This window comes from Psychrobacter sp. H8-1 (assembly GCF_904846575.1).
Classification (GTDB): domain Bacteria; phylum Pseudomonadota; class Gammaproteobacteria; order Pseudomonadales; family Moraxellaceae; genus Psychrobacter; species Psychrobacter fulvigenes.
The window spans coordinates 2,631,036-2,655,662 of the sequence record NZ_CAJHBG010000001.1 but is presented as its reverse complement, the minus strand read 5'-3'; the positions used below and the strand labels follow the sequence as shown (position 1 = coordinate 2,655,662).

Annotated in this window: 21 protein-coding genes; 11 read left to right on the top strand and 10 right to left on the bottom strand. The window is 44.1% G+C overall.

Annotated features, from left to right (window positions below; all coding sequences use genetic code 11):
• Positions 1 to 27 precede the first annotated feature (27 nt).
• Positions 28 to 1,506 carry an alpha/beta fold hydrolase gene (locus JMY01_RS10945; RefSeq protein ID WP_201575726.1) on the top strand — a complete coding sequence of 493 codons (1,479 nt, stop codon included), beginning with the start codon at positions 28 to 30 and terminating at the stop codon, positions 1,504 to 1,506.
• A gap of 320 nt (positions 1,507 to 1,826) precedes the next feature.
• On the opposite strand, the gene JMY01_RS10940 is transcribed toward JMY01_RS10945, so the two are convergent.
• A complete protein-coding gene (locus JMY01_RS10940) occupies positions 1,827 to 2,795 on the bottom strand; it encodes an Hsp33 family molecular chaperone HslO (protein ID WP_201575725.1) in 969 nt (322 codons plus the stop codon).
• Between the two features lie 382 nt (positions 2,796 to 3,177).
• On the opposite strand from JMY01_RS10940, the gene JMY01_RS10935 reads away from it, so the two are divergent.
• Together JMY01_RS10935 and JMY01_RS10930 are read left to right on the top strand one after the other, a co-directional pair.
• Positions 3,178 to 3,600 (top strand): YbaN family protein, encoded by a 423-nt coding sequence (locus JMY01_RS10935; protein WP_201575724.1) that lies wholly within the window; start codon positions 3,178 to 3,180, stop codon positions 3,598 to 3,600.
• A gap of 283 nt (positions 3,601 to 3,883) precedes the next feature.
• Complete coding sequence (locus tag JMY01_RS10930; RefSeq protein WP_068403593.1) at positions 3,884 to 4,093, top strand: cold-shock protein; 210 nt, start codon at positions 3,884 to 3,886, stop codon at positions 4,091 to 4,093.
• 162 nt (positions 4,094 to 4,255) lie between these two features.
• Here the strand turns inward: JMY01_RS10930 and JMY01_RS10925 are convergent, their stop codons facing one another.
• The gene (locus tag JMY01_RS10925) at positions 4,256 to 5,344 is read right to left on the bottom strand and encodes a YeiH family protein (protein WP_201575722.1); all 1,089 of its coding nucleotides are present in this window, start codon (positions 5,342 to 5,344) and stop codon (positions 4,256 to 4,258) included.
• 183 nt (positions 5,345 to 5,527) lie between these two features.
• Between JMY01_RS10925 and JMY01_RS10920 the strand changes: the two genes are divergently transcribed.
• Positions 5,528 to 6,463 (top strand): LysR substrate-binding domain-containing protein, encoded by a 936-nt coding sequence (locus JMY01_RS10920; RefSeq protein WP_201575720.1) that lies wholly within the window; start codon positions 5,528 to 5,530, stop codon positions 6,461 to 6,463.
• 146 nt (positions 6,464 to 6,609) lie between these two features.
• Here JMY01_RS10920 and JMY01_RS10915 read toward each other — a convergent pair whose 3' ends face one another.
• The 4 genes from JMY01_RS10915 to JMY01_RS10900 form a co-directional block, all read right to left on the bottom strand.
• Positions 6,610 to 7,071: a universal stress protein gene (locus JMY01_RS10915; protein ID WP_201575718.1), complete on the bottom strand. Its 462-nt coding sequence runs from the start codon at positions 7,069 to 7,071 to the stop codon at positions 6,610 to 6,612.
• A 41-nt stretch (positions 7,072 to 7,112) separates the two neighbouring features.
• Positions 7,113 to 7,574 (bottom strand): universal stress protein, encoded by a 462-nt coding sequence (locus JMY01_RS10910; protein ID WP_201575716.1) that lies wholly within the window; start codon positions 7,572 to 7,574, stop codon positions 7,113 to 7,115.
• A 297-nt stretch (positions 7,575 to 7,871) separates the two neighbouring features.
• A complete protein-coding gene (locus JMY01_RS10905) occupies positions 7,872 to 8,333 on the bottom strand; it encodes a universal stress protein (protein WP_201575714.1) in 462 nt (153 codons plus the stop codon).
• Positions 8,334 to 8,412: 79 nt separating this feature from the next.
• The gene (locus JMY01_RS10900; RefSeq protein WP_201575712.1) at positions 8,413 to 8,874 is read right to left on the bottom strand and encodes a universal stress protein; all 462 of its coding nucleotides are present in this window, start codon (positions 8,872 to 8,874) and stop codon (positions 8,413 to 8,415) included.
• A gap of 240 nt (positions 8,875 to 9,114) precedes the next feature.
• Here JMY01_RS10900 and JMY01_RS10895 point away from each other — a divergent pair, with 240 nt between their 5' ends.
• Entirely contained in the window at positions 9,115 to 12,186 is a 3,072-nt protein-coding gene (locus JMY01_RS10895) for an insulinase family protein (RefSeq protein ID WP_201575709.1), read from the top strand.
• 229 nt (positions 12,187 to 12,415) lie between these two features.
• A complete protein-coding gene (locus JMY01_RS10890) occupies positions 12,416 to 13,780 on the top strand; it encodes a serpin family protein (protein WP_201575707.1) in 1,365 nt (454 codons plus the stop codon).
• A gap of 163 nt (positions 13,781 to 13,943) precedes the next feature.
• Here JMY01_RS10890 and JMY01_RS10885 read toward each other — a convergent pair whose 3' ends face one another.
• Positions 13,944 to 14,507, bottom strand: a complete 564-nt coding sequence (locus tag JMY01_RS10885; protein ID WP_201575705.1) for an NUDIX hydrolase — start codon at positions 14,505 to 14,507, stop codon at positions 13,944 to 13,946.
• Positions 14,508 to 14,782: 275 nt separating this feature from the next.
• On the opposite strand from JMY01_RS10885, the gene JMY01_RS10880 reads away from it, so the two are divergent.
• On the top strand, positions 14,783 to 15,529 hold the full coding sequence (locus JMY01_RS10880) for a CoA pyrophosphatase (RefSeq protein ID WP_201575703.1): 747 nt from the start codon (positions 14,783 to 14,785) through the stop codon (positions 15,527 to 15,529).
• A 47-nt stretch (positions 15,530 to 15,576) separates the two neighbouring features.
• Here the strand turns inward: JMY01_RS10880 and JMY01_RS10875 are convergent, their stop codons facing one another.
• The 3 genes from JMY01_RS10875 to nhaA all read right to left on the bottom strand — a co-directional run bounded on the left by JMY01_RS10875 (position 15,577) and on the right by nhaA (position 18,902).
• Positions 15,577 to 16,926 carry an oxygenase MpaB family protein gene (locus tag JMY01_RS10875; RefSeq protein ID WP_201575702.1) on the bottom strand — a complete coding sequence of 450 codons (1,350 nt, stop codon included), beginning with the start codon at positions 16,924 to 16,926 and terminating at the stop codon, positions 15,577 to 15,579.
• Positions 16,927 to 17,049: 123 nt separating this feature from the next.
• Positions 17,050 to 17,628, bottom strand: a complete 579-nt coding sequence (locus JMY01_RS10870; protein WP_201575701.1) for a DUF2799 domain-containing protein — start codon at positions 17,626 to 17,628, stop codon at positions 17,050 to 17,052.
• A gap of 68 nt (positions 17,629 to 17,696) precedes the next feature.
• Complete coding sequence (nhaA, locus tag JMY01_RS10865) at positions 17,697 to 18,902, bottom strand: Na+/H+ antiporter NhaA (RefSeq protein ID WP_201575700.1); 1,206 nt, start codon at positions 18,900 to 18,902, stop codon at positions 17,697 to 17,699.
• Positions 18,903 to 19,647: 745 nt separating this feature from the next.
• Here nhaA and JMY01_RS10860 point away from each other — a divergent pair.
• The 4 genes from JMY01_RS10860 to JMY01_RS10845 all read left to right on the top strand — a co-directional run bounded on the left by JMY01_RS10860 (position 19,648) and on the right by JMY01_RS10845 (position 24,616).
• Positions 19,648 to 20,535 (top strand): ABC transporter ATP-binding protein, encoded by an 888-nt coding sequence (locus tag JMY01_RS10860; RefSeq protein ID WP_201575699.1) that lies wholly within the window; start codon positions 19,648 to 19,650, stop codon positions 20,533 to 20,535.
• 96 nt (positions 20,536 to 20,631) lie between these two features.
• Positions 20,632 to 22,314: an ABC transporter permease subunit gene (locus JMY01_RS10855; RefSeq protein ID WP_201575698.1), complete on the top strand. Its 1,683-nt coding sequence runs from the start codon at positions 20,632 to 20,634 to the stop codon at positions 22,312 to 22,314.
• Between the two features lie 77 nt (positions 22,315 to 22,391).
• Positions 22,392 to 23,384, top strand: a complete 993-nt coding sequence (locus tag JMY01_RS10850; protein ID WP_201575697.1) for an extracellular solute-binding protein — start codon at positions 22,392 to 22,394, stop codon at positions 23,382 to 23,384.
• A gap of 89 nt (positions 23,385 to 23,473) precedes the next feature.
• Complete coding sequence (locus JMY01_RS10845) at positions 23,474 to 24,616, top strand: TIGR03364 family FAD-dependent oxidoreductase (RefSeq protein ID WP_201575695.1); 1,143 nt, start codon at positions 23,474 to 23,476, stop codon at positions 24,614 to 24,616.
• The last annotated feature ends 11 nt before the right edge of the window (positions 24,617 to 24,627 follow it).

Below are 24,627 nucleotides of genomic sequence, written 5' to 3'. Positions count from 1 at the left end.
ACCTTTTATGTTAAATATGCCAAAATTATGCTTAGTCCAAAGTCGTTCGACATCATTCATGACCTCTTCGCCAGTAATCAGCGTGAATCTGTTATTCATCCTGACTCGGATGCTAGCAAGCGTTTTCAGGGGGAAGTGTATGAGCAGCTGGCTGAGCTTGAATATATCTATGTGGATGAGTCAGCCCTATCAACGGCGGATGATTGTCCTACTACTGCTATAAGTGAACAAGTTTCTTTGGGGGATTTTTTTGAGGGCTTGGCTCAGTTGGCGACGCTGGGTGCGGTTGAAGTCACTGATATTGTAGAGGCTATCCACCGTGAGATTATTTTACGTCCCATAGGGCGTTTCAATGATTTTAATCTAAACAAGTGGCAAACGGGTATCACTGGTCGTATCTATGGCACGGTAAGATATGTCATGCTATTGGTGGGCAAAAACTTGGCGTCAGTGTTCCGACTGTATAAAGCCATGATAAACCAAAAAACAGTGCGCCCAGTGTCAGGGTCATTGAAGCAGCTGGTTAATGTCCTAAATGGGGTGATGGGCGATCATCTGGTTAATAAAAACAACCCAATCGCCCTCCCAATGGTGCTCTACGATAGATACGGACAACCACATAATGGTGAGATTTCAGGGCGCGTTGCTGTTTTGTGCCATGGTCTTTGCTTGAGCCATTTAAGTTGGCAGTCGTTCAATAATGAAGGCTTGGGTGAGGAGATTCTTCGTAGTCAGCCTGAGACTACGGTGCTCTACCTTGATTATAATACGGGACAACGTATCTCATGCAATGGGCGTAATCTTTCCCAAGTGCTGCAAGCGTTGACAGATAACAACCCCAATGTTTCTCAGATAGATCTTGTTGGTCACAGTATGGGCGGATTGGTCGCTCGCAGTGCTCTGTTTTACGGCAAGCAAGAGGGTCTAGACTGGATAAAACGTGTCGGCAATCTTGTCACTCTCGGCTCACCACATCATGGTGCCATCCTTGAGCGTATCGGCTTTTTTGTGCAAGACGTCATTGCAAGGCTGCCTTTTGCTAATGCGCTGGCAAAGCTCGGTGACCTGCGTAGTGCTGGTATCATTGATCTGCGTCATGGCAGTATTCGGGATGCTGACTGGATGTCTTTAGAAGGCCGAAGTGTCTTGCCACAAGATTTTCGCCATCCAGCGCGCCTGCCTCGACATGTCAATACTTATCTCGTCGCCGCTACCTTGATGGAAGGTCATTACGACTCTAAGGCGACCAGTTTATTGGGTGATGGTTTGGTGACCATAGATTCTGCTCTAGGCGATCATAAAGGTGAGCATATGTTGATGGTACCAGAAGGGCGCAAAGCTGTTTTTTATGGGCTGGGTCATATGAGCTTAATTTATAGTAAAAGAGTGCATAAGCAGGTCGTTGCATGGCTGTTAGATAATGGCAAAAGTAGCTTTAATGGAGAAGATGATGCACTTGGTATGCGCATACATTCTTACCCTGATGATTTTGATGTGGCGATTTGAGTATAGTAGGCTTGGTTAGCGTTGTTTAGCCGTAGCTATTTGTGCATGTTCAATATAGCCCAATCATTTGAATGATGATTGAATAATTAATCCTCTGTTTTTATCTTACCCGTTATAGTTAGCTGAAAGTAAAACTGTTATATAGATTTAGAAGCGCTACTGGGATAAGTTTTACTTGCGTGCTGCGTCCCCAGAGGCTGCGTAAAACTCATTCCAATAGCGCTATACTTTTTTTAGAGTGCATCGACTATAGAGTGCACTGCATAAAAAAAGCCCTCAAACATCAGGCTTGAGGGCTTTTTGCTCATACGAAATTCAGACTAGTCGGCAAATATCGTTGCAACATCGTCTTTATTAAATTTATAGACCTCACCGCAAAACCCGCAATCCATCTCGAATGTACCGCCTTGCTCTTCGATGATGTCCAAGGCTTCCGTTTCACCGATTTGCTCAATTGCCATCTCGCATTTCTCGCGTGAGCAGGTACAGCCAAAGGATAACGCAACAGGCTCAGGCGCAACGACGTTTTCTTCATTGTATAAGCGATACAAAATTTCGTTGCTATCAAGTGTGGTTAACTCTTCAGCTTTGACAGTGCGCGTCAAAACGCTCAAACGCGTCCATAAATCGTCATCGATACCAGCATCTTGGTTTTGCTCTACCTCATAAGTTTCCTCAGCGGTACGAGGCAGCATCTGTACCAAGATACCACCCGCTTGTAGACCATCAGAAGCCAAGTTAATCAGCGTTGGAATCTGCGCCGATTGCTTTTGATAATGCGCTAAACAGTCGGCCAAATTATCATGGCTGCGTTCTACAATGCCCTGATAGGATTCACCGCCAGCAGGTTGAATGTTGATAAATAACACACCCTGACCGGTTTCACCAAGCTCAGCAAAGGCCTCATCAGCACTGGTCATATTCTCCCAAGCTTGTACTTGCTCATCAGTATCCGCTTTCCAGCTGGCAAGCGCACGAATGATACCGTCTTGGTCGCATTCAGCCACTGCCCAATTCAGTAAGCTATTACTGTCTGAGGATTGCAACTGAATGGACAGGTGACCATCAATTTTAACAGTACCGATCAGTAAACTGGCAGCCGTCAACATCTCACCAAGTAAGCGTTTAATCGCTTCAGGGTAAGGCTTTTGGGCGATGATGGTCGCATAGCCACGTGATAGGCGTACCACATCACCACGGACAGGTGAGTCTTGAATAAAAAAGCGCTGACGCACATCGCTATCGACAGTAACGGTTTGGGTGTTTGGTGTTTGATTGGCTTGAGTCATAAGTCTTTTCTAATATTGAGAAGTTGCTAGCTTTATGGGGATTACTAACAATTTATCAATAATACGGCTGTCCTAAATAGTTTAACTATCTATAACGTGGACGCGTCATCAATTAAAGCATTTATATTTTTACTCTCAAGATCTAATAGGTGACACAACCTAGGACAGCTGCCACTGGTTTATAAAAATAAGCAGCAATTGAGTGTAATTATGCTCCGTTACGATTACTCAATCACTAATCAAACATACTCATCAATAGCAAAACATCGCAAAAATAGTCTTGCACGGCTATAAAGGATATTGCATGCTTAATAGCTATATAAAGCTGATAACCACCACTATATAGCTATAGCCATTCAAACTCTACCGACCACTACATCCTATGACCGAAAACAAAAAGTCTTTTTATTATAGACCAAAGACCAATCAGTCCAGTAACGCAACAGTGCGCTGGACGTTTGTGACGCTTGGCTGGATATTCTTTGTACTTGGTATTATTGGCGTGCTGCTGCCAGTGATGCCGACGGCACCTTTTATACTACTGGCAGCAGGGTGCTGGGCGCGTAGCTCACGGCGGTTTCATTTTTGGCTGATTAACCATAGGTTCTTCGGTAAGTATGTCCGTGACTGGGAGGAGCGCCGTGCGGTGCCGCGTTATGCCAAATGGCTGGCAACCATCATGATGGCTATATCGACCACGATGATGTTCTATCAATTGCCTGCTGATATGATTTGGGTGGCGTGGGTGATAGCGGCAGCTTGTAGTGTGGTGGTGATAATACTGTTTCGCTTGCCCAATGCCTAACCCGATCTGTATGAATAAATATTAACTTAAGAACACTAAATAGCCATAAAAGATGCTTAAAAAGACGATTAATGTTGTTTAGTTACACAAAGTAGCATTTAAGACTTGCGCTAATGCAATTAGCCCCCTATAATGCACTCAAGCTTAAGAGCAGTTCTGCACCAAATCATTACCTCGTAGTATTAGTTATAATCCTTCGTTTTAATATTTATCGTTCAGTAGCTATTTGCAAGCGTTATCGGCCAATTAGGCCAAAAATAAATTAAATATCAGGGTTATGACTATGTCAGACGTTCAAAAAGGTACAGTTAAGTGGTTCAATGAAGCTAAAGGCTTTGGTTTCATCGCTCCAGAAAATGGCGCAGACGTTTTTGCTCATTACAGCGAAATCACTGGTTCAGGTTTCAAAACTTTGGCTGAAGGCCAAGAAGTTGAGTTCACTGTAACTCAAGGCCAAAAAGGCCCACAAGCACATAACATCGTTGCTATCTAATTTCATCTTTTATAGATGAAACATAGATAAATAGATGTTTAAAAAACGAACCTTCGGGTTCGTTTTTTTTCGTCTACGGTTTATTATTGAAAACTTGATATTAAAAGCTCGAACTTATTTTTAAATCAAATTATAAATCGAGTAGTGAGTGTGAAGTGTTTATTAGATAAAACTGATCCCAATATTAATCAGCCCGCCACCTACAATAAGCCAAACAAACATCATCGCGGCTAAGATAAGAGGTTTGACCCCAGCTTGCTTAATAGCGCTGAGATGAGTGGTCAAGCCTAGTGCAAACATGGCCATGGTCAACAAAACATCATCCAATATGATCATATTCTGCTCAAAGCTAGCAGACATTGGCACCCATGTGTGCAGTACGACGATAAGAATAAAAATAAAGGCAAACCAAGGGACTTTGACTTGTTTGACGCGTGCTATAAACGATGGTTTTTTGCCACTGCTATTATTATTGTTAACGGTGGTTAGCGCAAAGGATAGTATCAATAAAAATGGCGCCAGCATCATCACTCGAATCATCTTAGTGACGACAGCGGTATTGCCGACCTCAGGGCTGATGGCATTGCCTGCGACCACGACTTGTGCCACTTCATGTACGGTCGAGCCTGTATAGACACCGTATTGTTGGGCATTAAGCCATGGCTGCAGCCAGCCCAGATGATATAAGAAGGGATAGAGCAGCATCGCAATAGTGCCAAAGACCACTACCGTTGCCACAGCGATAGTAACTTTATGGGCTTCTGCTTTGACCACTGGCTCTGCCGCGATAACGGCTGCTGCCCCGCAAATACTGGCACCTGAACCAATCAAAAGCGTCGTTTGCTTATCGACCTTGAGCCACTTTGTACCCAGCCAATAGGTTAATAAAAAAGTCGAGGTTAGCACCAGTGCATCCGTCATAATCGCTGGCATGCCAACGCTTGCTACTTGTGTCATCGTCAGCTTAAAACCATAAAACATAATGGCCAAACGCAAAACTTGACCTTTAGCAAACACAACGCCAGCATCTAAGCGCTCAGCGAAATTAGCATAAATTGTATTGCCGAGCAGCATACCGAGTAAGATGGCTAAGGTTAAAGAGGATAGTCCTTTGATGCGACCATCAGACCAAGTATCCAAGCTGGTATTTAGCGATAAGCAAAATAAACTACCAATCAGTACCACGACTAGCCCTGCTAAGTGGCGATTGCTCGGAACATAATGGTTGATTGATTGGGCAAAAGCGTGCATGACAGACGCATCCTATTAGAATAATCAAAATAAGCATAAGCTTATGAGTAGACAGTATAAGTCAACTCAATTTATAATAAAAACAGATTAATAAGATACAAACTATCGATTTTTTAGGTTAGTAAGCCAATGTTTATTCGGTCAACGTAAGATGTGATTATAAATAAGGTGTGATTATAAATAATGAAAAAAGCGATACAGGTGCTACCGAAGATTACACTAAAGCAATTGGCAGTTTTTGTCAGTATTTATCAAACAGGCAGCACCAGTCGCGCCAGTGAAGAATTGCATCTCTCACAGTCCGCAGTCAGTAGTGCGCTCACTGAGCTAGAGGCAAGATTGCAAATGCCATTATTTGAACGGGTAGGGCGCAGACTGAACCAACACCCTAATGCTCATCCTGTTTATGTACAGGCACAAGCTATCTTGGGGCAATCGTTGACGCTTGAATATTATTATAAGTACCAAGCAGGGCAGATTCATATCGGCGCGAGTACTACTATAGGCAATTATGTTTTGCCACCACTGCTTGCCAAGCTGTATGAAGCACTGCCTGATGCAAATGTCGATATGTATATTGCCAATACCCAAGAGGTGGTCAGTGAGGTTGAACAGTTAAATATCGACATTGCCTTAGTAGAAGGCATGCCACGGCCAACAGATATGAAAGTCATTGAACAACGAGCATGGCGTACCGATACCTTGATGGTGTTTGCCAAGCGCGATAGCAAATGGCTAACTGAGGTAGCAGCATATAACCATGATGGTGACTGCTATCAGCTTACGGTTGAGCAGTTGGCAAAGCTGCCACTACTCGTACGTGAGGCGGGATCGGGTACACGGCAGATTATTGATGAGCAACTGCTACAGCACCTACCTGATGCTGAGACAATCATAGCTATCCAGCAATCAGAAGCTCTAAAAAACATGGTAAGCGCAGATATTGGATTGGGCTGTCTATCGCAGCATGTGATTCAAGCGGGGTTAGAGGCGGGCACGCTTGTGCAGGTCAAAGTGGCTGGAATAGATTTAACGCGAACGTGGTGGTTAGTTTGGCACAAGTCGCGTCACCAAAGCCCAATTTGGCAGACGTTTATAGATATTATTCAGCACGGTTAGACATAAGCTTTAGATATTATTGGATGTTAAATAAAAAAATCGCAGCGTAAATAAATACGCTGCGATTTTTAATTGCTGTACCAATAGGTATCAGAACCAGCTTAACGTTTAATATAGTTTTAAACTAATATAGCTCTAAGCGATCTTTATTTTGCGACTGGCTTATCGAGTCTCACCACCAAGCTATCACAAGGGACATTAGGAAGGATATTATCCGCAGTGGCACCGCTTAGCCAAGCGGCGATGCCGTGACGCTCATGGCGTCCGATGACCAATAGGTCAACGTCATGCTTATGGCAGTAATTAACGATACCTTCACTGCTAGAGATGGCAGTTGTGACCTCAGACTTCACAGCCTGTAACTGATTGCGCTCCAAAAACTCAGCAAGCTTGGCGCGTGCTTCTTGGCAACGCACATCATCAATCTCATCGTAAAGACTAGAGGCGGGTACTAGCTCATAGCCAAAGCCAACCATGGTATCTTTGACGATATGCAAGACAGATAGCTTGGAGCCAGGACGATTGTCGACAATGCGCTTGGCTTTTTGCGCAACGATATCTGCATCTGCCAATAGGTCAGTAACCAGTAAGATATGTTGGTAACTCATGATATATTCCTCGTATCGGATGGCATTTAGCGTTTATCAAACTACTTTGCTACAGGGTGATCAAGCTTGACTACTAGACTGTCGCACGGGGCATTGGGTAAGATATCATCTGCTGTCGCACCGACTAACCAAGCGGCGATACCACGGCGCTCGTGGCGTCCAATAATCAACAGGTCAACGTCATTTTTATCACAGTAGTTGATGATGCCTTTAGCATTAGAGATGGCGGCAGTGACTTCTGATTGGGTAGCATGTAAGTCATTACGCTCAAGAAACTGTGCCAGCTTGGCGCGTGCTTCTTGCCAGTGTTCACCGTCTTTTTCACCTGAAAGACTAGAGGCAGGGACCAGCTCGTAGCCAAAACGCACCATATCATCTTCGACAATATGCAGAACCGAAAGCTTGGCCTCAGGGGAGCCAGCGATGACACGTTTGGCTCTTTGCGCGACGATATCTGCATCAGATAATAGATCAGTGACCAGTAGAATATGTTGGTAGCTCATAAGGTGCTCCTTTTATTACATGTACTTAACTATAACACTACTCCTGGTAGCTGTTAAGTGTACTTTGTAGAGATACACCAGTTATGAAGCGCGTTTTAGCTGTTTTTACATTGGCCTAGTTTCTATGTAAATTTATATTATAGCAATATGCCTTAATCCATTTTCGAATTAGCATAGACTATGCCAATATAATCAGTTGAAAATAAAACTTTTACATAAACTTAAACGCGCTATGTTCTTTTTAAAGTGCATCGACTATAGAGTTAAATAACTGAGAGTGTGGTATGGCACTCTTATTTATTGTGATACTGGTTTATCAAGCTTGACGACCAAGCTATCGCAAGACACGTTAGGCAATATATTATCGGCAGTGGCACCGACCAACCACGCTGCAATACCGCGGCGTTCATGGCGGCCAATGACCAACAAGTCGACATTTTCTTCACGGCAATAGTTCACGATGCCTTCACTGCTAGAGATAGCTGCTGTTAATTCGGATTTGGTTGCTCGTAGCTCGTTACGCTCAAGGAACTCTACCAGCTTTATCCTAGCTTTAGGCCAAAGCTCTTCTTCTTTTTTATCAGCAATTCTAGAAGCCTGTACCAGCTCATAACCAAAGCGAGCCACGTCCTCCTCAACGATATGCAATACGGAAAGCTTGGCTTCAGGAGAGCCAGCGATGACACGTTTGGCCCTTTGCGCAACGATATCTGCATCAGATAGTAGATCAGTGACCAGTAGAATATGTTGGTAGCTCATAAGGTAATCCTTTTAATAAACAGCCTTTTTATAAAAAATAAGTGTGATTGAACGTATATCGTCAAAACACTTTGGGGCGCTACTCTAATACAGGTTCGTTCAGTTTGACGACCAAACTATCACAAGGAACGTTGGGTAAGATACTGTCTGCCGTCGCCTTAATCAGCCATGCAGCGATACCTTGACGTTCGTGGCGGCCAATAATCAACAAATCAACGTTTTGTTCGCGGCAGTATTTGACGATATCTTTATCATTAGAGATCGCTGCAGTGACTTCTGAGTGTGTCGTTTTAAGATCATTGCGCTCAATGAATTGGGCAAGCTTTTCTCTAGTTTCTTTCCATTTACCACTTGGATCATCGTCGATCAGTGTGGTCTCAGTGACAGGCTTGCGACCGAAATGTACTAAGTCGTCTTCGACGATATGCAGTACTGATAGCTTAGCCTCAGGAAACCCGAGAATAACTCGTTTGGCTCTTTGTGCGACGATATCAGCATCAGAGAGTAAGTCAGTTACTAATAGAACGTGCTTATAATTCATGAGTAAATCCTCGTGTATGAGAAGGTATAAAGTAGGCATTCAAATAAAACAATAGCTGATAACTCCATAGTAGCACTATGGATAAGCTTTGTTAAGATAGTAGACACTTGCTGGTTATTAATATTGTGTTTTATTGATACCATTAGCCGCCTTCACTGCCTTGACTTATCATGCTATTAGCCCCATCTAATCGCATTAGGCAAACATATTGATATTCAAAAATAACTAATAAGGACAACTATGACTGACACGCCATTTACCGCTGATTTAACGCTGCATCCAGCATTTGAGCTACTTGAGCATCGCCATATTGAGGCGTTATCAATGGATGTGCTGATCAGCCAGCATGTCAAAACAGGTGCGATGCATTACCATTTGGCGCATCCTAGTGATGAAAATGCCTTTTTGGTCGGCTTTCGTACGCAGCCGATGGACTCTAAAGGCGAGGCGCATATCTTGGAGCATGTGGCACTGTGTGGCTCTCAGAAATATCCCGTCCGTGATCCGTTCTTTTCGATGATCAAACGCTCATTGAATACCTTTATGAATGCCATGACTGCTGCGGACTGGACGGCTTATCCCTATGCGACGCAAAATAAGAACGATTATTTTAATTTGCTCGATGTGTATCTGGATGCCGCATTCTTTCCCAATATTCATCCGCTGGATTTTGCTCAAGAAGGCATTCGTGTTGAGTTAGATGAAAACGACAACCCACAGTTTAAGGGTATTGTGTTTAATGAGATGAAAGGAGCGATGAGTGGCGAGATCGATCAGCTTTATCATGCCGTCGCCCATCATTTATTCCCAACCACGACTTATCATTATAACTCTGGTGGTGATCCTGCTGATATTCCTGATTTGACCCATCCTGAGCTGATTGAGTTTCACCAAAGCCATTATCATCCATCAAACAGCGTGATCATGAGTTTTGGTAATATCCCCGTCGCCGAGACTCAAACGAAGATACACGAAGATGCGCTAATACAGTTCGAAGCGGGCAAAAAGCATGTCTCGCGTCCAGAGCAGCGTTTATCTGCACCGATCAGTGCCACGGATACTTATACCGCTGACGAAGCGGGTCCTGATCAAACCCATCACGTGGTTGCTTGGTTGTTACCATCCATCACTGATCCAAAGCAGCGTCTGGCACTGCGTTTGCTTGAAGGAGTGTTGATAGAGCATGCAGGCTCACCACTACGTGCTTATCTTGACAGTCATCCGCTGGGCAAAGCGCCAAGCCCCCTATTAGGGCTTGATGATAGCCATTATGAGATGGTGTTTTATACGGGTCTACGAGGCTCAAACCCTGAGCATGCCGAAGCGGTAGAGCAGGGCATTATGGACTTGCTGGCGCAAGTTGCCAGTACGCCGATTGATGATGAAACCATCGAGACTATCTTGCATCAGATTGAGATTGATCAACGTCATATCGGCGGTGATAGCATTCCTTATGGTCTGAACTTGATGTTAGAGGGTTTTAGTACGGCGATACATGATGGTAACCCTCTCGATATTTGGGAGGTTGATGAGCATTTAGCTTGGCTACGTGAGCAAATCGTCGACCCGCAGTGGCTGCCCAATTTAATTAAACAGCACTTACTAGAAAATACCCACCGCGTACGTTTGACATTGACGCCTGATAGCGAAAAGTCAGCACGCCTTGCTGCCGCTGAGCAAACGCGTTTGGATACCATCGCGATGAACCTAACCGCTGATGATAAAGACATCTTACGTAAGCAAGCGCTAGATCTGGCGGCACGCCAAGCAGCCCCAGACGACTTGAGCCTGTTGCCTAAGGTGGGTTTGGAAGATGTGCCGACTGATATTAGCTTCAAACAAGGCTTGCAAAAACAGATCAATTTGGCAGGTCAAGACAGTACCTTATTTGAATACGAATCGGGCACTAATGGTTTGTATTATTATCAAATCATCGTGCCATTAACCGATACGATTGGTGACGGTAATGCAGAAGAGCTACCAGCGAATGAAGTGATCAACCATCCGTTATTGCCAATCTATTTGAGCCTACTGTCAGAGCTAGGGACAGACTCATTAACGGCTTATGAGCTGCAAGCCAAGCAGGCAGCGCATTCATCAGGCGTGACGGCACGTATTAGCCAGCGTACCAGTATTGAGAATAACCAAGCTATTAGTAGCTATTTTGTCATGGCGACGCGGGCGTTAAACCGCAAAGTAGAGGCGATTGATTTGCTCAAAGAGGTGATGGAGCATAGCGTCTTTACTGAGCATGATCGTATCAAAGAAATCTTGCAGCAGCGCCAAGCAGCATGGCAGTCACGTCTGGCAAGTGCAGGGCATGCTTATGCCATGCAAACCGCCAGTCGCGGTATGAGTCGCCAGTCGCATCTAGAATATGTGCGTAGTGGCTTGCCAGCGCTTAATGCGCTCAAAGACTTCCTCTCTCATGCCAGTCAAGATGATGCGCAGTGGGACAAGCTAGCAACCAGCCTGATGGAGCTACATCAGCACATAATCAGCTTGCCTAAACACGCATTGATCATTTGTGAAGCTGAGCAAACAGAGCGCTTAAGTGATTTAATCGTCAAGAGCTGGAAAGACAGCCGTGCGTCAGAACTGGCAGTCAGAACAGCAGATATCAATATTGAAGATGGTATTCCAAGCGAGTTTGCTAGTCTGACTTTAGACCCAGCGCTAGATGGGGAAAGCGCTACTGACCAAGCTACTGCAAGTGGCGCCGCGATAGACGTTGCTGACTTAGCTTGGCTGGTTGCGACCAATGTCTATCATAATGCCAGTGTGTACTCGGCTCCTGCTGCAGACCACCCTGATACCGCAGCGTTGATGGTTTTAGCGCCTTACTTACGTAATGGCTACTTGCACAGTGCCATTCGTGAGCGCGGCGGTGCTTATGGTGGCGGTGCGGGTTACGATGCCAATGCCTGTGCGTTTAAGTTCTTTAGCTACCGCGATCCGCACTGTGCTGAGACCTTTGAGCACTTCGAGGCTAGCATCGAGTGGTTGCTCAATGAGCCACAAACTGCTGAGCAATTAGAAGAAGCCATCTTGGGTATCATCTCAGGTATGGACAAGCCAGGTTCGCCAGCAGGTGAAGCGGTCAAAGCGTGCTTTGCTGACTTGCATCAACGCGGCGCAGACTGGCAGCGCAAAATGCGTGCGGCTATCTTAGAAGTCACTATCGATGACTTGCAGCGCGTCGCGAAACAGTATCTGCAGGGTCAGAAGCATGTGCGTGCAGTACTTGCGCCATACGATAAAGAAGAGGACATTAAAAACCTAGGCTTTGAAGTGTGCAAAATCAAAAGTTAGTAGTGTTTTTTAGTTAAACGTTAGTATTCATAGATAAATAAGCAGATAATACTTAGGTATTGTCTGCTTTTATATTAGTGCTCAATAATTTATTATTTTGTTAGGATATGTCTGTCTTTATTCGCTTGGCTGCTTACTATAGACTATGGCATCTGCAGAGTTCTGTAAGACAGTCACTTAGTACGGTGTCAGTCGCCTAATGCTTTAATAAAAACGCAAAGAGAGGATCATGGTTTTTTCTAAAAAATCGCAATGGTTAGGACTGTTGGTATTAGCACTAGCGCTTAGCGGCTGCGATAAGCAGACATCAACTTTACCCTCTAATAATGCAGAGATGACGATAGAGCAGGATATTTTGGCTGCACAAAAAGCATTATCCCGTTATTTTAAACAAGAGTTTGTGCCGTCTGATGATGTAGGAGCGACTGCTGCAGGTGTTGAGCGCATCGTAGCTGCTAATAATGACTTTGCATTTAACATGTATCAAAAACTTTCTCAGAATGATGATAATTTACTTTTTTCTCCTTATGGCTTATCGTCAGCGATGATGCTTGGTTATGCAGCTGCACAAGGTCAAACTTATGAGGAGATTAAAGAGGTCTTTTTTTATCCGCCAATGGAAGAGATGCTACCAAATACAGCGGCTATCTATAATCAGCTGAATCGTCCTAACCCAGATTATAGTCTGGCCAGTAGCAATAAGTTATGGGTACAACAAGAGTTGTCACCCACAAAAGACTATTTAGAGACGGTTACGCGTTACTTGGGTGCTCAAGTGACGCCTGTAGATTTTATTAAAGATAGAGCATCAGCACGGCAGACCATTAACAAAGCGATTAGTGAACAGACCAATGCTCGTATACCAGAGCTGCTATCTGATAGTGCAGTCAACGAAAGTACGCGCAATATTCTGACCAATGCCCTATATTTCAAAGGCACATGGGCCAATGAGTTTTTTGCAGAAAGCACTAAACCTGAGCCTTTTCATGTTTTTGAGTCGTCTCATGATAAGGCCTCCGTGCCTACTGTCGATATGATGTATCAAAATAATACTTTTAATTATACTGAGGATCAGCACGCGCAAGTCATTGAGTTACCATATAAAGGCAACTCATTGTCTATGATGGTTGTACTGCCGAAGGCTACAGATAAATCAAGTATGGAGCGACTCAGCGCATCGTTAACCGCTGATAAGGTCAGAGCGTGGCGAGATCAGTTCGATTATAAAAACGTAGATTTATATTTGCCTAAGTTGAAGCTGAGTATGAACTATGAGTTAGCTGAAGTATTTGGCTCAATGGGAATGCCAACCGCATTTTCAGCAGCAGCAGATTTTTCCATGTTCAGCTCGTCATCCCAGTTGGTGTTTGATAAGGTCATTCATCAAGCCGTGATAGAAGTCGATGAGATGGGTACAGAGGCAGCAGAAACGGCGTTGGTCATAGACGCTTCTACAGCAGAAGCGCCAGTAGCGCCCGTTGTGTTTAAGGCAGATCATCCTTTTATTTTCTTTATTTATGACAAACAGATCAACACCGTTTTATTTATGGGAAAGATGATGATGCCACCAGCATCATCAGTAACTTCTGATTAATCATTGATTTCTAAATAACACGTATTTCAGCAATAAAACACCGCCACTTTGCATCAAAATGGCGGTGTTTTTGTAGTAATAGCAAACCCAAAAAGCACGATTAACTTTGTCAAACTTGCTAAGCCTATCAAGCATTTGCTCAGCGACATACAAGCTCATGAGTCTAATAACGCTTAATACTCAGATCTTTACCGATTGTATCCTGATGAATAGGAAAGTCGGCTAAGGTATCGAACTGCTTGCGATCAGCAAAATAACTGGTCAATGTGCGGCGTACGGCTTCAAAGGCAAGCTTATCCCACGGGATATCCTCTTCACTAAATAGCGCACAGTCCAGGCTTTCAGCGCCGATGCCATAAGCGCCATCTTTTAAGTCAGTCAAATAAATGCTGTAGATCTGTCCGATAGCTGGTAGATCATAAATGCAGTACAAATGTGGATTGAGCGCCACGGCATCAGCTTCTTCAAAGCACTCGCGTGCAGCGCCTTCCGCCATGGTCTCACCGTTTTCCATAAAGCCTGCTGGTATGGTCCATAAGCCATACTGAGGTTCGATGGCACGGCGACACAGCAGCACCCTGCCTTTATGCACTACCAAAGAGCCACAGATCACTTTTGGATTTTCATAATGAATATAGCTGCAATTGGGACAGACCAAACGCGGTATATTATCAGTGGGTGGGATTTTGCGTTCAGCTTCATGACCGCATTGTAAGCAATAGCGCATATTAACTGCCTTATTTTGATGACGTAAAAAAGCTAATTCGAAATATTTGTCTTAAGATACCATAAAATAGCCCAAAGCTGAGCGTTGATAACATCAACACCTCATTTGCTGGTAACAAACGACAAAGAGTGCACCCAAAAAATGCTAATACGATAAATAACATAGCATAGGTGACGGGTTCAATTAGCCCAGCAAGTCAGTATCCTAAAGCACATTGCATGGTAATATGACTCATAGCTATATATTTAATAAAGCAAAATAATAGGGTAAGAATAATGACGGTATTTCAGCCTTCTGTACGTTTTGATGAGTTTTCAGTTGCGTTACCAAAACTTATTCGTCATCCGACACTCAGACAGCTGGCTGAACGGGTGCAGAATGAAACATTAAATGAGCTAAAAATCCCAGCGACGCCTGATTTTACTGATACTTCTCGCAGTGCTCGCGTTTTAGACAGCTTATATCAAACACCGATTGCGGATGCGTCAATATTGGTTGCTATTACCCATGAGCGCCATCCTAAGCTGTTGTTGACGCGCCGCGCTGCACATATGACCAGTCATGCAGGGGAGGTCTCTTGTGCAGGCGGTAAATACGACATTGGTGATGGCAGTAACGTCATTACTGCTTTGCGCGAGGCTTGTGAGGAAACAGCACTACCGCCGAATAAAGTACAATTGCTCGGTCAGCTGCCTATTCAGATATCCAAAAGTGGCATGAGTGTCCGTCCAATTGTGGCACTCATCGCGCCAGATTTGGTATTGGTGCCTGAGATTGGCGAGATATCACGTATCTTTTGGGCAGACTTTGAAGCGCTACTGACTCAGCCGACGGTAGAGTATTCAGTCGAATATAAAATGCTAGATCAGACTGCAACTCTGCTGACGCCCAGCTGGCAAGTGGATGGTGAGACGGTCTGGGGTTTGACAGGGCGAGTCATCGCTAATCTGCTAGAAACTGGCTTTGATCGACAGCTTGAATGGTATTATCACATAAAAGATCAGCATGACCTGTTACGCTAGATGGCACTAGCGTCTAAAACAGACAGCACTCTAAAGATTTATGCTGACTATTTATAATATTCATCATTTCGCTTTAGCCACCAGTTCATATTGTCCTGACGCTTGGCACGGAACGCTTCTAACTTATCAGCAACGGTCTGATTGTGCTGGCGTGCGGTATCAAGGGTAAACAAGATAGGCGCTGAAGACAGGACACCAAAGCGTATTTTTGACTTGGGTAATTCTAGCCCATCGCCAACATCGTCACCGACTAGGGTACGTGTCACGCTGGCATTAACCATCTCAACGAAACGTCCGCGGCGATTATCCTCACCCATTAGCTGGCGCGGCAAATCGTGTAGGGCTTTGGCCAGTGGCCGCCCCATCTTAAAGTCAAGTTGCTGAATAGATAGATAAGTATATAGCCATTCCCAGCAGGCAGCCTCATCTTTCGGTAAGCGGTTTAAATCAACTCCCATCCAGTAGCTGGCCAGATTCCATAGATGTAAGATGCCCTGCGCTTCTTCTTTGCTAATACGTGCGCCTAGTAATTGTAGCCCGCGCATGATGAGTAAGGAAAACTGTAAATGCGTGGCAATCATATCCGTTTGGTTAATTGGTACACCCCAGTAATCCCTATTCCAACTGCCATCAGGGTTATGATGCTGAGCCGCTTCAGGAATGAGACCTGCAGCACCCGTCAGCTTGCCCTTGAGTAAATTCTGACGTACCAAGGTATGGATTTGGCGAACTCTGATAGACTGCCGCCAACCTTCAGAGCCGATGTCTAGTACTTGGTCAATAGGTTTGCGATCATTGCGCGCGCTCATATTGGACTGTGGATGCTCAGAGACCGCTAAAATATAAGCATAGGTACGCATCAGACGTGGTAGAGCGTCATTTGTCAGTGCGCCAGTTTGAATCAGAGGCAAGGATAGGGCAGGAATGCTGTAGCCAGCCATCAATGCGACATTGCGCAGTAGCCAAATTAGCATAAGGGGATAACGACGATAAGCGATAGCGCCGACCTCAGCAAGCTTGGGATCAAACCAATCAGGGTGGCTGCTAAATTGCTCAGTGAGTGTGCTAAAGGACGGGTTAGAGATAATATCATTATCAACGTTATGGCTGCCGCTGCTAATGATTTGCTGCAAGGGCTTTGCAAAACGGATACCATCAGTGGCTAACGTATCTGCCAGCGGATCGCCAATATCGTAACCCGCGACCATCTCATGTAATAAATCCTGCGAGATGGTAAAGCCTTTTGGTAATAAATAACGCTTAATGCGTCTTAAAACCTGCAGGTCGCTATGATCGTCAATAGCGGTGGTACGTCCATGGCGCTGATAAGATGCTGTCGATTGTCGGCGCTGGTTTTCAGTCAAAATACTTGCGGGATTGGTGTTGTGCTTGTCCATATTTATCAAGTACTCTCATGATTAGGCTTTATCAAACTGACCGTATCGTTAATCGTTTTTCATCATAGCTATTTGTAACCGCTTTTTATAACAGATTTGTACAATAGAGCTGCTTGTAACAGATCAGTCATAAGGCCTCCTCATCTGGTTGAATGAGTTGAGTTGTCTCTGCGTATTAGTGATACGGTGTGTCACTTTTCGCAGCTCTGACGATAAATGTAGTAATCGCGCACGAGCCTCTTTTTCATTAGCAAAGTCTAGCATCTCACCATTTTCGAGCTTATCAAATTCATTCTGATATTCATCTAGCAGCCGATTATCTTCCTCTATTTGACGTTCTAAAGAATAGTAATCTAGGCCACGTTGATTGGCCTTTTGCAGGGTGTTTACCACCGCTATCGGACAGACGTTGTTTAGTTTACGCCCACGTCTACCAAGGTTATAAGCGTTACTGGCTGTGCAATACTGCTTGAGACCAAGCTGACGACCGCGCTCCCATGCCTGATAATCAGGTGCAATACTGGCTTTTGCACAAGCTTTGGCATGGGATGCGAGTCGCTCTGAATGGTAGCCTGCCACACCGTCATTGTAGCCAATCGTCTGCCAATCGCCGACCATGCACTCCTCTTTCGATAAGGTCGCACAGCCTGACAGTAGATAAATGCTACTAAGAGCCGTTACGCTTAATGCAAATCGTAACATTGTTCTCTCCTTTGGCAACTCAAAACATTCTGAACTAAGTAGCAGTGAGCGACAAAGCGCTCAGTGCATCATGAGGGTGTGCGAGTTAAATCTACAGAAGTGCCGCTGACATCTTCTTTTAGCGTCGCTTTGAGCAACAGATAACCAGCCACACCAGAGACGATTGAACCCATGATAATACCGAGACGCTCATCAAATAGTGGCGTATCGCCAGCAAATGCCAAGCCACCGATGAATAAGCTCATGGTAAAACCAACACCGCACAGTAAGGCTGCGCCATAAATCTGCTTAAAGTTCATGCCTCTTGGCATGGTTGAGATACCCATTTTGAAAATCAACCAGCACATAAACATAATGCCTATTTGCTTTCCAATGAACAATCCAGCGGCAATACCAAGCGGTACTGAGTGGAATAGCTCAGCGAAACCTGCACCCTTGAGCGATATACCAGCGTTGGCAAACGCAAATAGCGGCAAAATACCATAGGAGACAGTGTCTTGTAGGTCATGCTCCAGCTCTTCTAGTGGAGAGTGCTCAGGGTCAGTACGGTCGAACAGCGGTATGAATAATGCCAAGACCACACCTGCCAAAGTCGCATGCACGCCAGATTGCAGCACGGCAAGCCACATGATGATACCGACCAATAAATAAGGGGTGATACTGGTAACGTTACGGCGATTTAGCGCGTATAGAATCGGCAAGCAAATGGCGGCTACCGCCAATGAGAACAAAGATAGATCACTGGTATAAAACAAGGCAATGATGACAATGGCGCCAATATCATCAAAGATAGCAATGGAGACTAAGAATACTTTCAAAGCGTTTGGTACGCGATTACCAAGTAGGCTCAAAATACCGAGTGCAAAGGCAATGTCGGTTGCTGCTGGAATAGCCCAACCTTTGAGGTAGGAAGGCTCATGATAGTTAAAAAGCAAGTAAACAATGGCGGGTGCAATCATACCACCGACAGCCGCGCCGGCAGGGAGAATGATTTGCTTTATATTGGATAGCTCACCGATCAAAACCTCACGCTTGAGCTCAAGACCGACCAAAAAAAAGAAAACCGCCATCAGACCATCATTGATCCAATGCTGCGCATCTTTAGCAAGTACAAAATCACCGACTTGAATAACAACAGGGGCGTGAATAAAACCTGCATACCAAGTATTGAGTGGGGTATTGGCAATAATCATTGCAGCAATGGCAGCCAGTGCTAAGACTATACCGCCAGATGCCTCGAGGTCAAAAAATGCTTTAATTCGTCGCATTGCCATATTTATCCTTATTTACTAAATACACGGTAAACTCGAGCGACTGCTTTAACGCATCATCACGATAACAACAGACTGCCTCAGTTTCTCATAATCCGATCAATATAAAAAATAAAATGCATCAAACCGTTTCTATCCGCCTGTTACTCATATGAATAACACGATAAGGCTTCATGATATGGCTGATAGCATTTTGGCGACCAACTGCTTGGCTATGGTCGAGATGCCTTCTTCCTTGAAGGCTCTATTATTACTGTCAGGTGTTTTATCTTATCATAGCGACTGATAATCGCCATTGATATGTTATATATTTTAGAACAGCTTACTAGCATCATAGAATATATAATCGTCACATGATAGTGTTCACTGAATGGTGAGCATGCAACTTTGCTAAATTTAACAGACTTTAATAGGTTTTTGGCTTTTTATCGTTTGAAATTTTTGTTTCCACCCTTTTTTATTCATATATCAGCTATTGAAGCTGATTGGTTTTTTATCATCAAACCGACTCTAACTGCTCTTTTGAAATAACTTTACTTATCTCTGCACTGCTCTTAAACAACCTTCCTTCAAATACCTTTTTTGCTATCAAACGGTTTCCGATACTGTTTATGCGTTTTCATGGCGAGACGACAGTCATTGTATTGTCATATATCCTTAACGGAAATGTAATATCTAATAGATACACTGCTGACCTACGCAAGATAAGTAATTAAATGATTAATTATAGGCGATTAGGTGAGTTGATATGTTAGAGCTTAGGCAGGTTACCAAGAAGTATGACGACAAAGTTATCTTTGAAGATCTTTCACTCAAAATTAACAAGGGTGAAATAGTCTCAATATTAGGGCCATCTGGCTGCGGGAAAACGACGTTATTGCATATCATTCTAGGTTTAACGGATATCAATGGTGGCCGGTTGGCGTATAACGGTGAGGATATTACTCGTGTTCCTATGAGACAAAGAGGGTTTAATATTGTCTTTCAGGACTATGCTTTATTTCCAAATCTCAATGTCAAACAAAACATCGAATACGGTCTACGTAATAACCCGAATATCAGCACCCAAAAAGAAGTCGATGAGCTGGTCGACTTGCTCGATATTAAAGCCCATCTAAATAAGCGCATTCATCAGCTGTCTGGCGGTCAAAAGCAACGTGTGGCGTTGGCTCGTACTTTAGTTATGAAGCCCAAAATATTACTGTTAGATGAGCCATTATCTGCTCTAGACGGTGTGATCAAAGAAACCATTAAACAGCGTATCCGTGAGATTGCTGTCCGTTATCAGCTAACCACCTTGATCGTCACTCACGACCCAGAAGAGGCCATGACCTTATCTGATCGCATCCTACTACTATCAGATGGCAAAATCGCACAATTTGACAAGCCAACTGAGATCATCGGTAATCCTGCCAATGATTTCGTCACAAATTTCATTCTGAATCAGCTCAATATCAAACGTCGCAATATCTTAAGTTTATTTGCAGGGGACACCTCTCAAGTTGATCCACTAAGTAAATACACTCAAACCCAAAGCTATGGACAGCATGAGGCTGATATTGGCCCTCGTCATGCTGACTCTAAAGCCATCGCTGTCCATAATAAGCAAAAGTCAAAAGGTACTGTGAAAGGCTGATTTTATAGAAGCTGACAGTGACTGCATCGGTAACTGAGATACTGATTATAGAGGTCATTCAGTAAAAACCTGACCATTTAATTGTTTTGGACGTTTATGAAGCTTAGTAATCCACCCCAAGCAAAAGCCATTTGGCTATTTGTGACGATTTTATTCATCGCCTTTCTGTTTGTACCATTAGGAAAGATGTTGGCGTTATCCTTGAATACCAGTGATGGGTTTGGCTTAGATAACTATACGAGTATCGTTAGTAGCAACGACTTTCAACAGGTGATGATCAATAGTTTTGTTGTGGCGACGGTGAGCGCGCTGAGCGCCACAATGCTCGCTTTTATTTTAGCTTATACCGTACATTGGACCAATTTGCCTAAAAGCTTCAAAAAAGTCATTAAAATCGCGGCATTATTCCCCATGCTATTGCCAACGGTGACTTACGGTTTTGCCATTATCTATACCTTTGGTAAGCAAGGCTTGCTGACACAAATACTGGGCTTTCAGCTATTTGAGAACATATATGGCTTTCAAGGGATGTGGCTTGGCTACACCATCTATACTTTGCCCATTGCCTTTTTATTACTCAATAATACCTTTCAATATTTAGACAAAAAATTCGTCATTGTCTCAGAATTGATGGGCGACTCCCATCTGCGCCAGTTCGATATGACGGTGATTCGCCCGCTGATTGGTACTTTTGCGGCGGCAATGATTCAATGCTTCTTTTTAGCCTTCACTGACTTTGGGATACCAGCCTCTATTGGCGGCGAGTATAAAGTCATCGCTATTGAACTATACACACAGATATTAGGTGCGTCGCCTTCGTTTGAAAAAGGCGCAGTGGTCGCGCTGTTTATGCTCATTCCTTCCGTACTGAGTATTGGTCTGCTGTGGTATGTCGCTCGTTTTAACATCCGTTACAACACAGTTGAAAGTATCGATTTACCTACCTCGAAAGTTAAAGACAGAGCGTTAGCCATTTTATCCAGCACTATCTTGTTTTGCTTACTCACTGTGTTTGCGGTGATATTTATCATTCCATGGATAAAAACATGGCCTTATCAAATGCAATTTAGCACTGAGACGGTCAGCAAGGTTTTAGCCTCTACCAATCTAATGCGGGTCTACCAAAACTCACTCATCGTCGCGGTGTTGACAGCTGTCTTTGGTACTTTAATCACTTATTTTTCAGCGTTATTGTGCGAGCGCTCTGGCTTATTCAAAATCGGAAAATTCAGCATAGAGAGCTCAGCTCTGGTGACCAACACCGTGCCAGGGATGGTCGTGGGTATCGCGTATCTCATGGTGTTTTCTGGATCTGCTGTTGCCAATACCATCTTTATTATCGTGATAAGTAATATCATTCACTACTTTGCGACGCCTTATCTGATGAGCAAAAACGCGCTATCTAAAATGAACTTAGGCTGGGAGACGACTGCTAGTCTATTGGGCGACTCATGGGTTAAGTCTCTGATACGAATTGTGATTCCGAACTCATTGTTTACCTTAATTGAAGTCGCGTCATTCTACTTTATCAGTGCCATGGTGACGATTAGCGCAGTTATCTTTATTTCTGGTGCAAAAACCATGGTGCTCACCACCAAGATTGTAGAGTTACAGCATTTTGCGCGTTTTGATGAGATTTTCATCTTATCCCTCATGATACTGATCACCAATATCTGCGCGTTACTTCTGTTTGCCATTATTCGTCATTTATATAGTAAACGCCTTTACGGCACCACCAAAGTAAAAGACGAGACACTTGTTGTGCCAACGACAGCCTGAGCAGATCAACTGATCGTTATCGACCATACAAATAAGACTGTAATCATTAAAACTCAATAAAACTTATAGGATAAAAAATGCTCTCATTTAAAACGTTAGTGCTAGGACTTACGTGCAGCATGATATTGACAGGCTGTGGCTCAGCGTCTTCAAAGGGAAGTAGCACAGAGGAGGTCATCATTTATAGTAACGCCGATGTAGAAGCGGTAGAAGTCATTCAAGAGGTATTAGACGAAGCAGGCTATGAGGGTCAATATATCTTTCAGTCTTTCGGTACGGGTGAGCTTGGCGGGCGTTTATTGGCTGAAGGTAAAAACACAGAGGCAGATCTGGTTACCATGAGCTCGTTTTATTTAGAGAGCGCGCAAGCAAAGCATTCGATGTTTAAGGATGTCAGCTTTGAGGTCAACCCGCAACTCGCAGTACCAAGTTACTATGCGCCCATCTTAAGTTTTACTGGGGCAATTATTTTAAATACCAAAGAGATGGCCGCGCAAAATCTGCCTAGACCAACCAGCGCCAAAGATTTGGCGAAGCCCATCTATGAAAACAAAATTGCTATGGTTGATCCCAATGGCTCGTCTACTGGTTGGTTATTTGTACAAAACATCACCGCTACGTATGGCATGGATGCCGAAGGACAAACACTCATGAATCATATTCGTGACAACGCGGGGCCAAATTTAGAGCTGTCAGGATCAGGTCCGTTAAAAAAGGTCATGGCAGGTGAAGTGCCTATTGGCTTTGGTATGCGCCATCAAGCAGTCGTTAATAAAGCAGAAGGTCTGCCCATTGATTACATTGACCCAAGCGAAGGCAACTATACGCTGAGTGAATCAGTCGCGGTCATCGATAAAGGCGACAAAACCAACCAAAATGCGATGAAAATGGCCGAAGTCATCGTCAAAAATGTACGGCCCCAACTGCTAGAGATATACCCAAGCATCATCTATGACGGCGAGACAGTAGCACCTGAAAACCAAATCAAAAATGTAAAAACCTATGCTGAACCGCTTACCGCTGAGTTATTAGATAAGCACAGGGCATTTTTTCACGGTCAAAAGCTATAAGTTAGACAGCGCTCGCTGTATTTGAAATATTAATTTTAAGCTTTCTAAAAAATAGCATTTAAAAGTAAATAAAATTAAGGAACATCAAGGTGCAGTTATCAACCAAATTATCCCCAAAAAAATACGATGTGGTGATCGTCGGTGGCGGCATCATCGGTCTTGCCAGCGCTTATGCCGCAGTCAAAAAAGGACTGAGTGTAGCGCTGGTAGAGCGGGAGTCAAAAAATAAAGATGCATCAGTACGCAATTTTGGTTTTGTTACCGTCAGTGGCCAACAAAGTGGCGCACATTGGCAACGTGCGATGCACTCCCGTAACGTGTGGGCAGATATTGCACCTCAAGCGGGTATTGAAATGGAGCATAGCGGCTTGCATATGCTGATTCAGCGTCCAGAAGCGATGGACGTGGCTGAGGCGTTTTTACAGACAGATATGGGCGCGTCTTGTCGATTACTGACTCAATCTGAAATAGCTGAAAATGCCCCTTATCTTAAACAAGGTTTGGGTGTGTTATATAGCCCTCATGAGCTCAGAGTCGAATCAAAGACCGCTATCAGTAAATTGGCTAACTGGTTAGCGCAGATCCATGGCGTGGCCTTTTATAACAAGACGACCGTCCATTCTATCGAGTTGCCAGTGGTGCATACCAGCCGTGGTACGCTGCAGGCCAAGCATTGTGTTGTTTGCCCTGGTAGCGATTTGCACAGTTTATATCCAGATACCTTGGCGCAGGCTAAGGCCAAACTTTGCACCCTCAATATGATGCGAGTGATGCCCAAAAAAGCCTTTAAGTTAAATGCAGCGGTGATGTCGGATTTAAGCTTTGCTCGCTACGATGGGTTTGCCAAGTTACCTGAAGCCCAAGGATTAATCACTTTACTAGACGATATTCAGTCAGCCGAGCGTAAGGCTGGTGTGCATCTGATCGTTGTACAATCTGCGGATGGCTCTCTCATTATCGGTGATAGTCATGATTATAGTGATAGAGAGCTGCCATTTAGAGAGGTGCGTCTTGATGAATTGATTATCAATGAATTCCATCAAGTGATGGATATAGGTGAAATTGATATTGTGCAGCATTGGTTAGGGGTTTATCCCAGCGGTGATGATGTGGTGTTCACAGCGTCTCCAGAAAAAGGCGTGGTTGTCGGCTCTGTCACTGGCGGTACTGGCGCATCGACAGGCTTTGCATTTGGTGAAGAATTAATTGATCTAGTATTGGAGTCAAAATAATGAGTACAGAT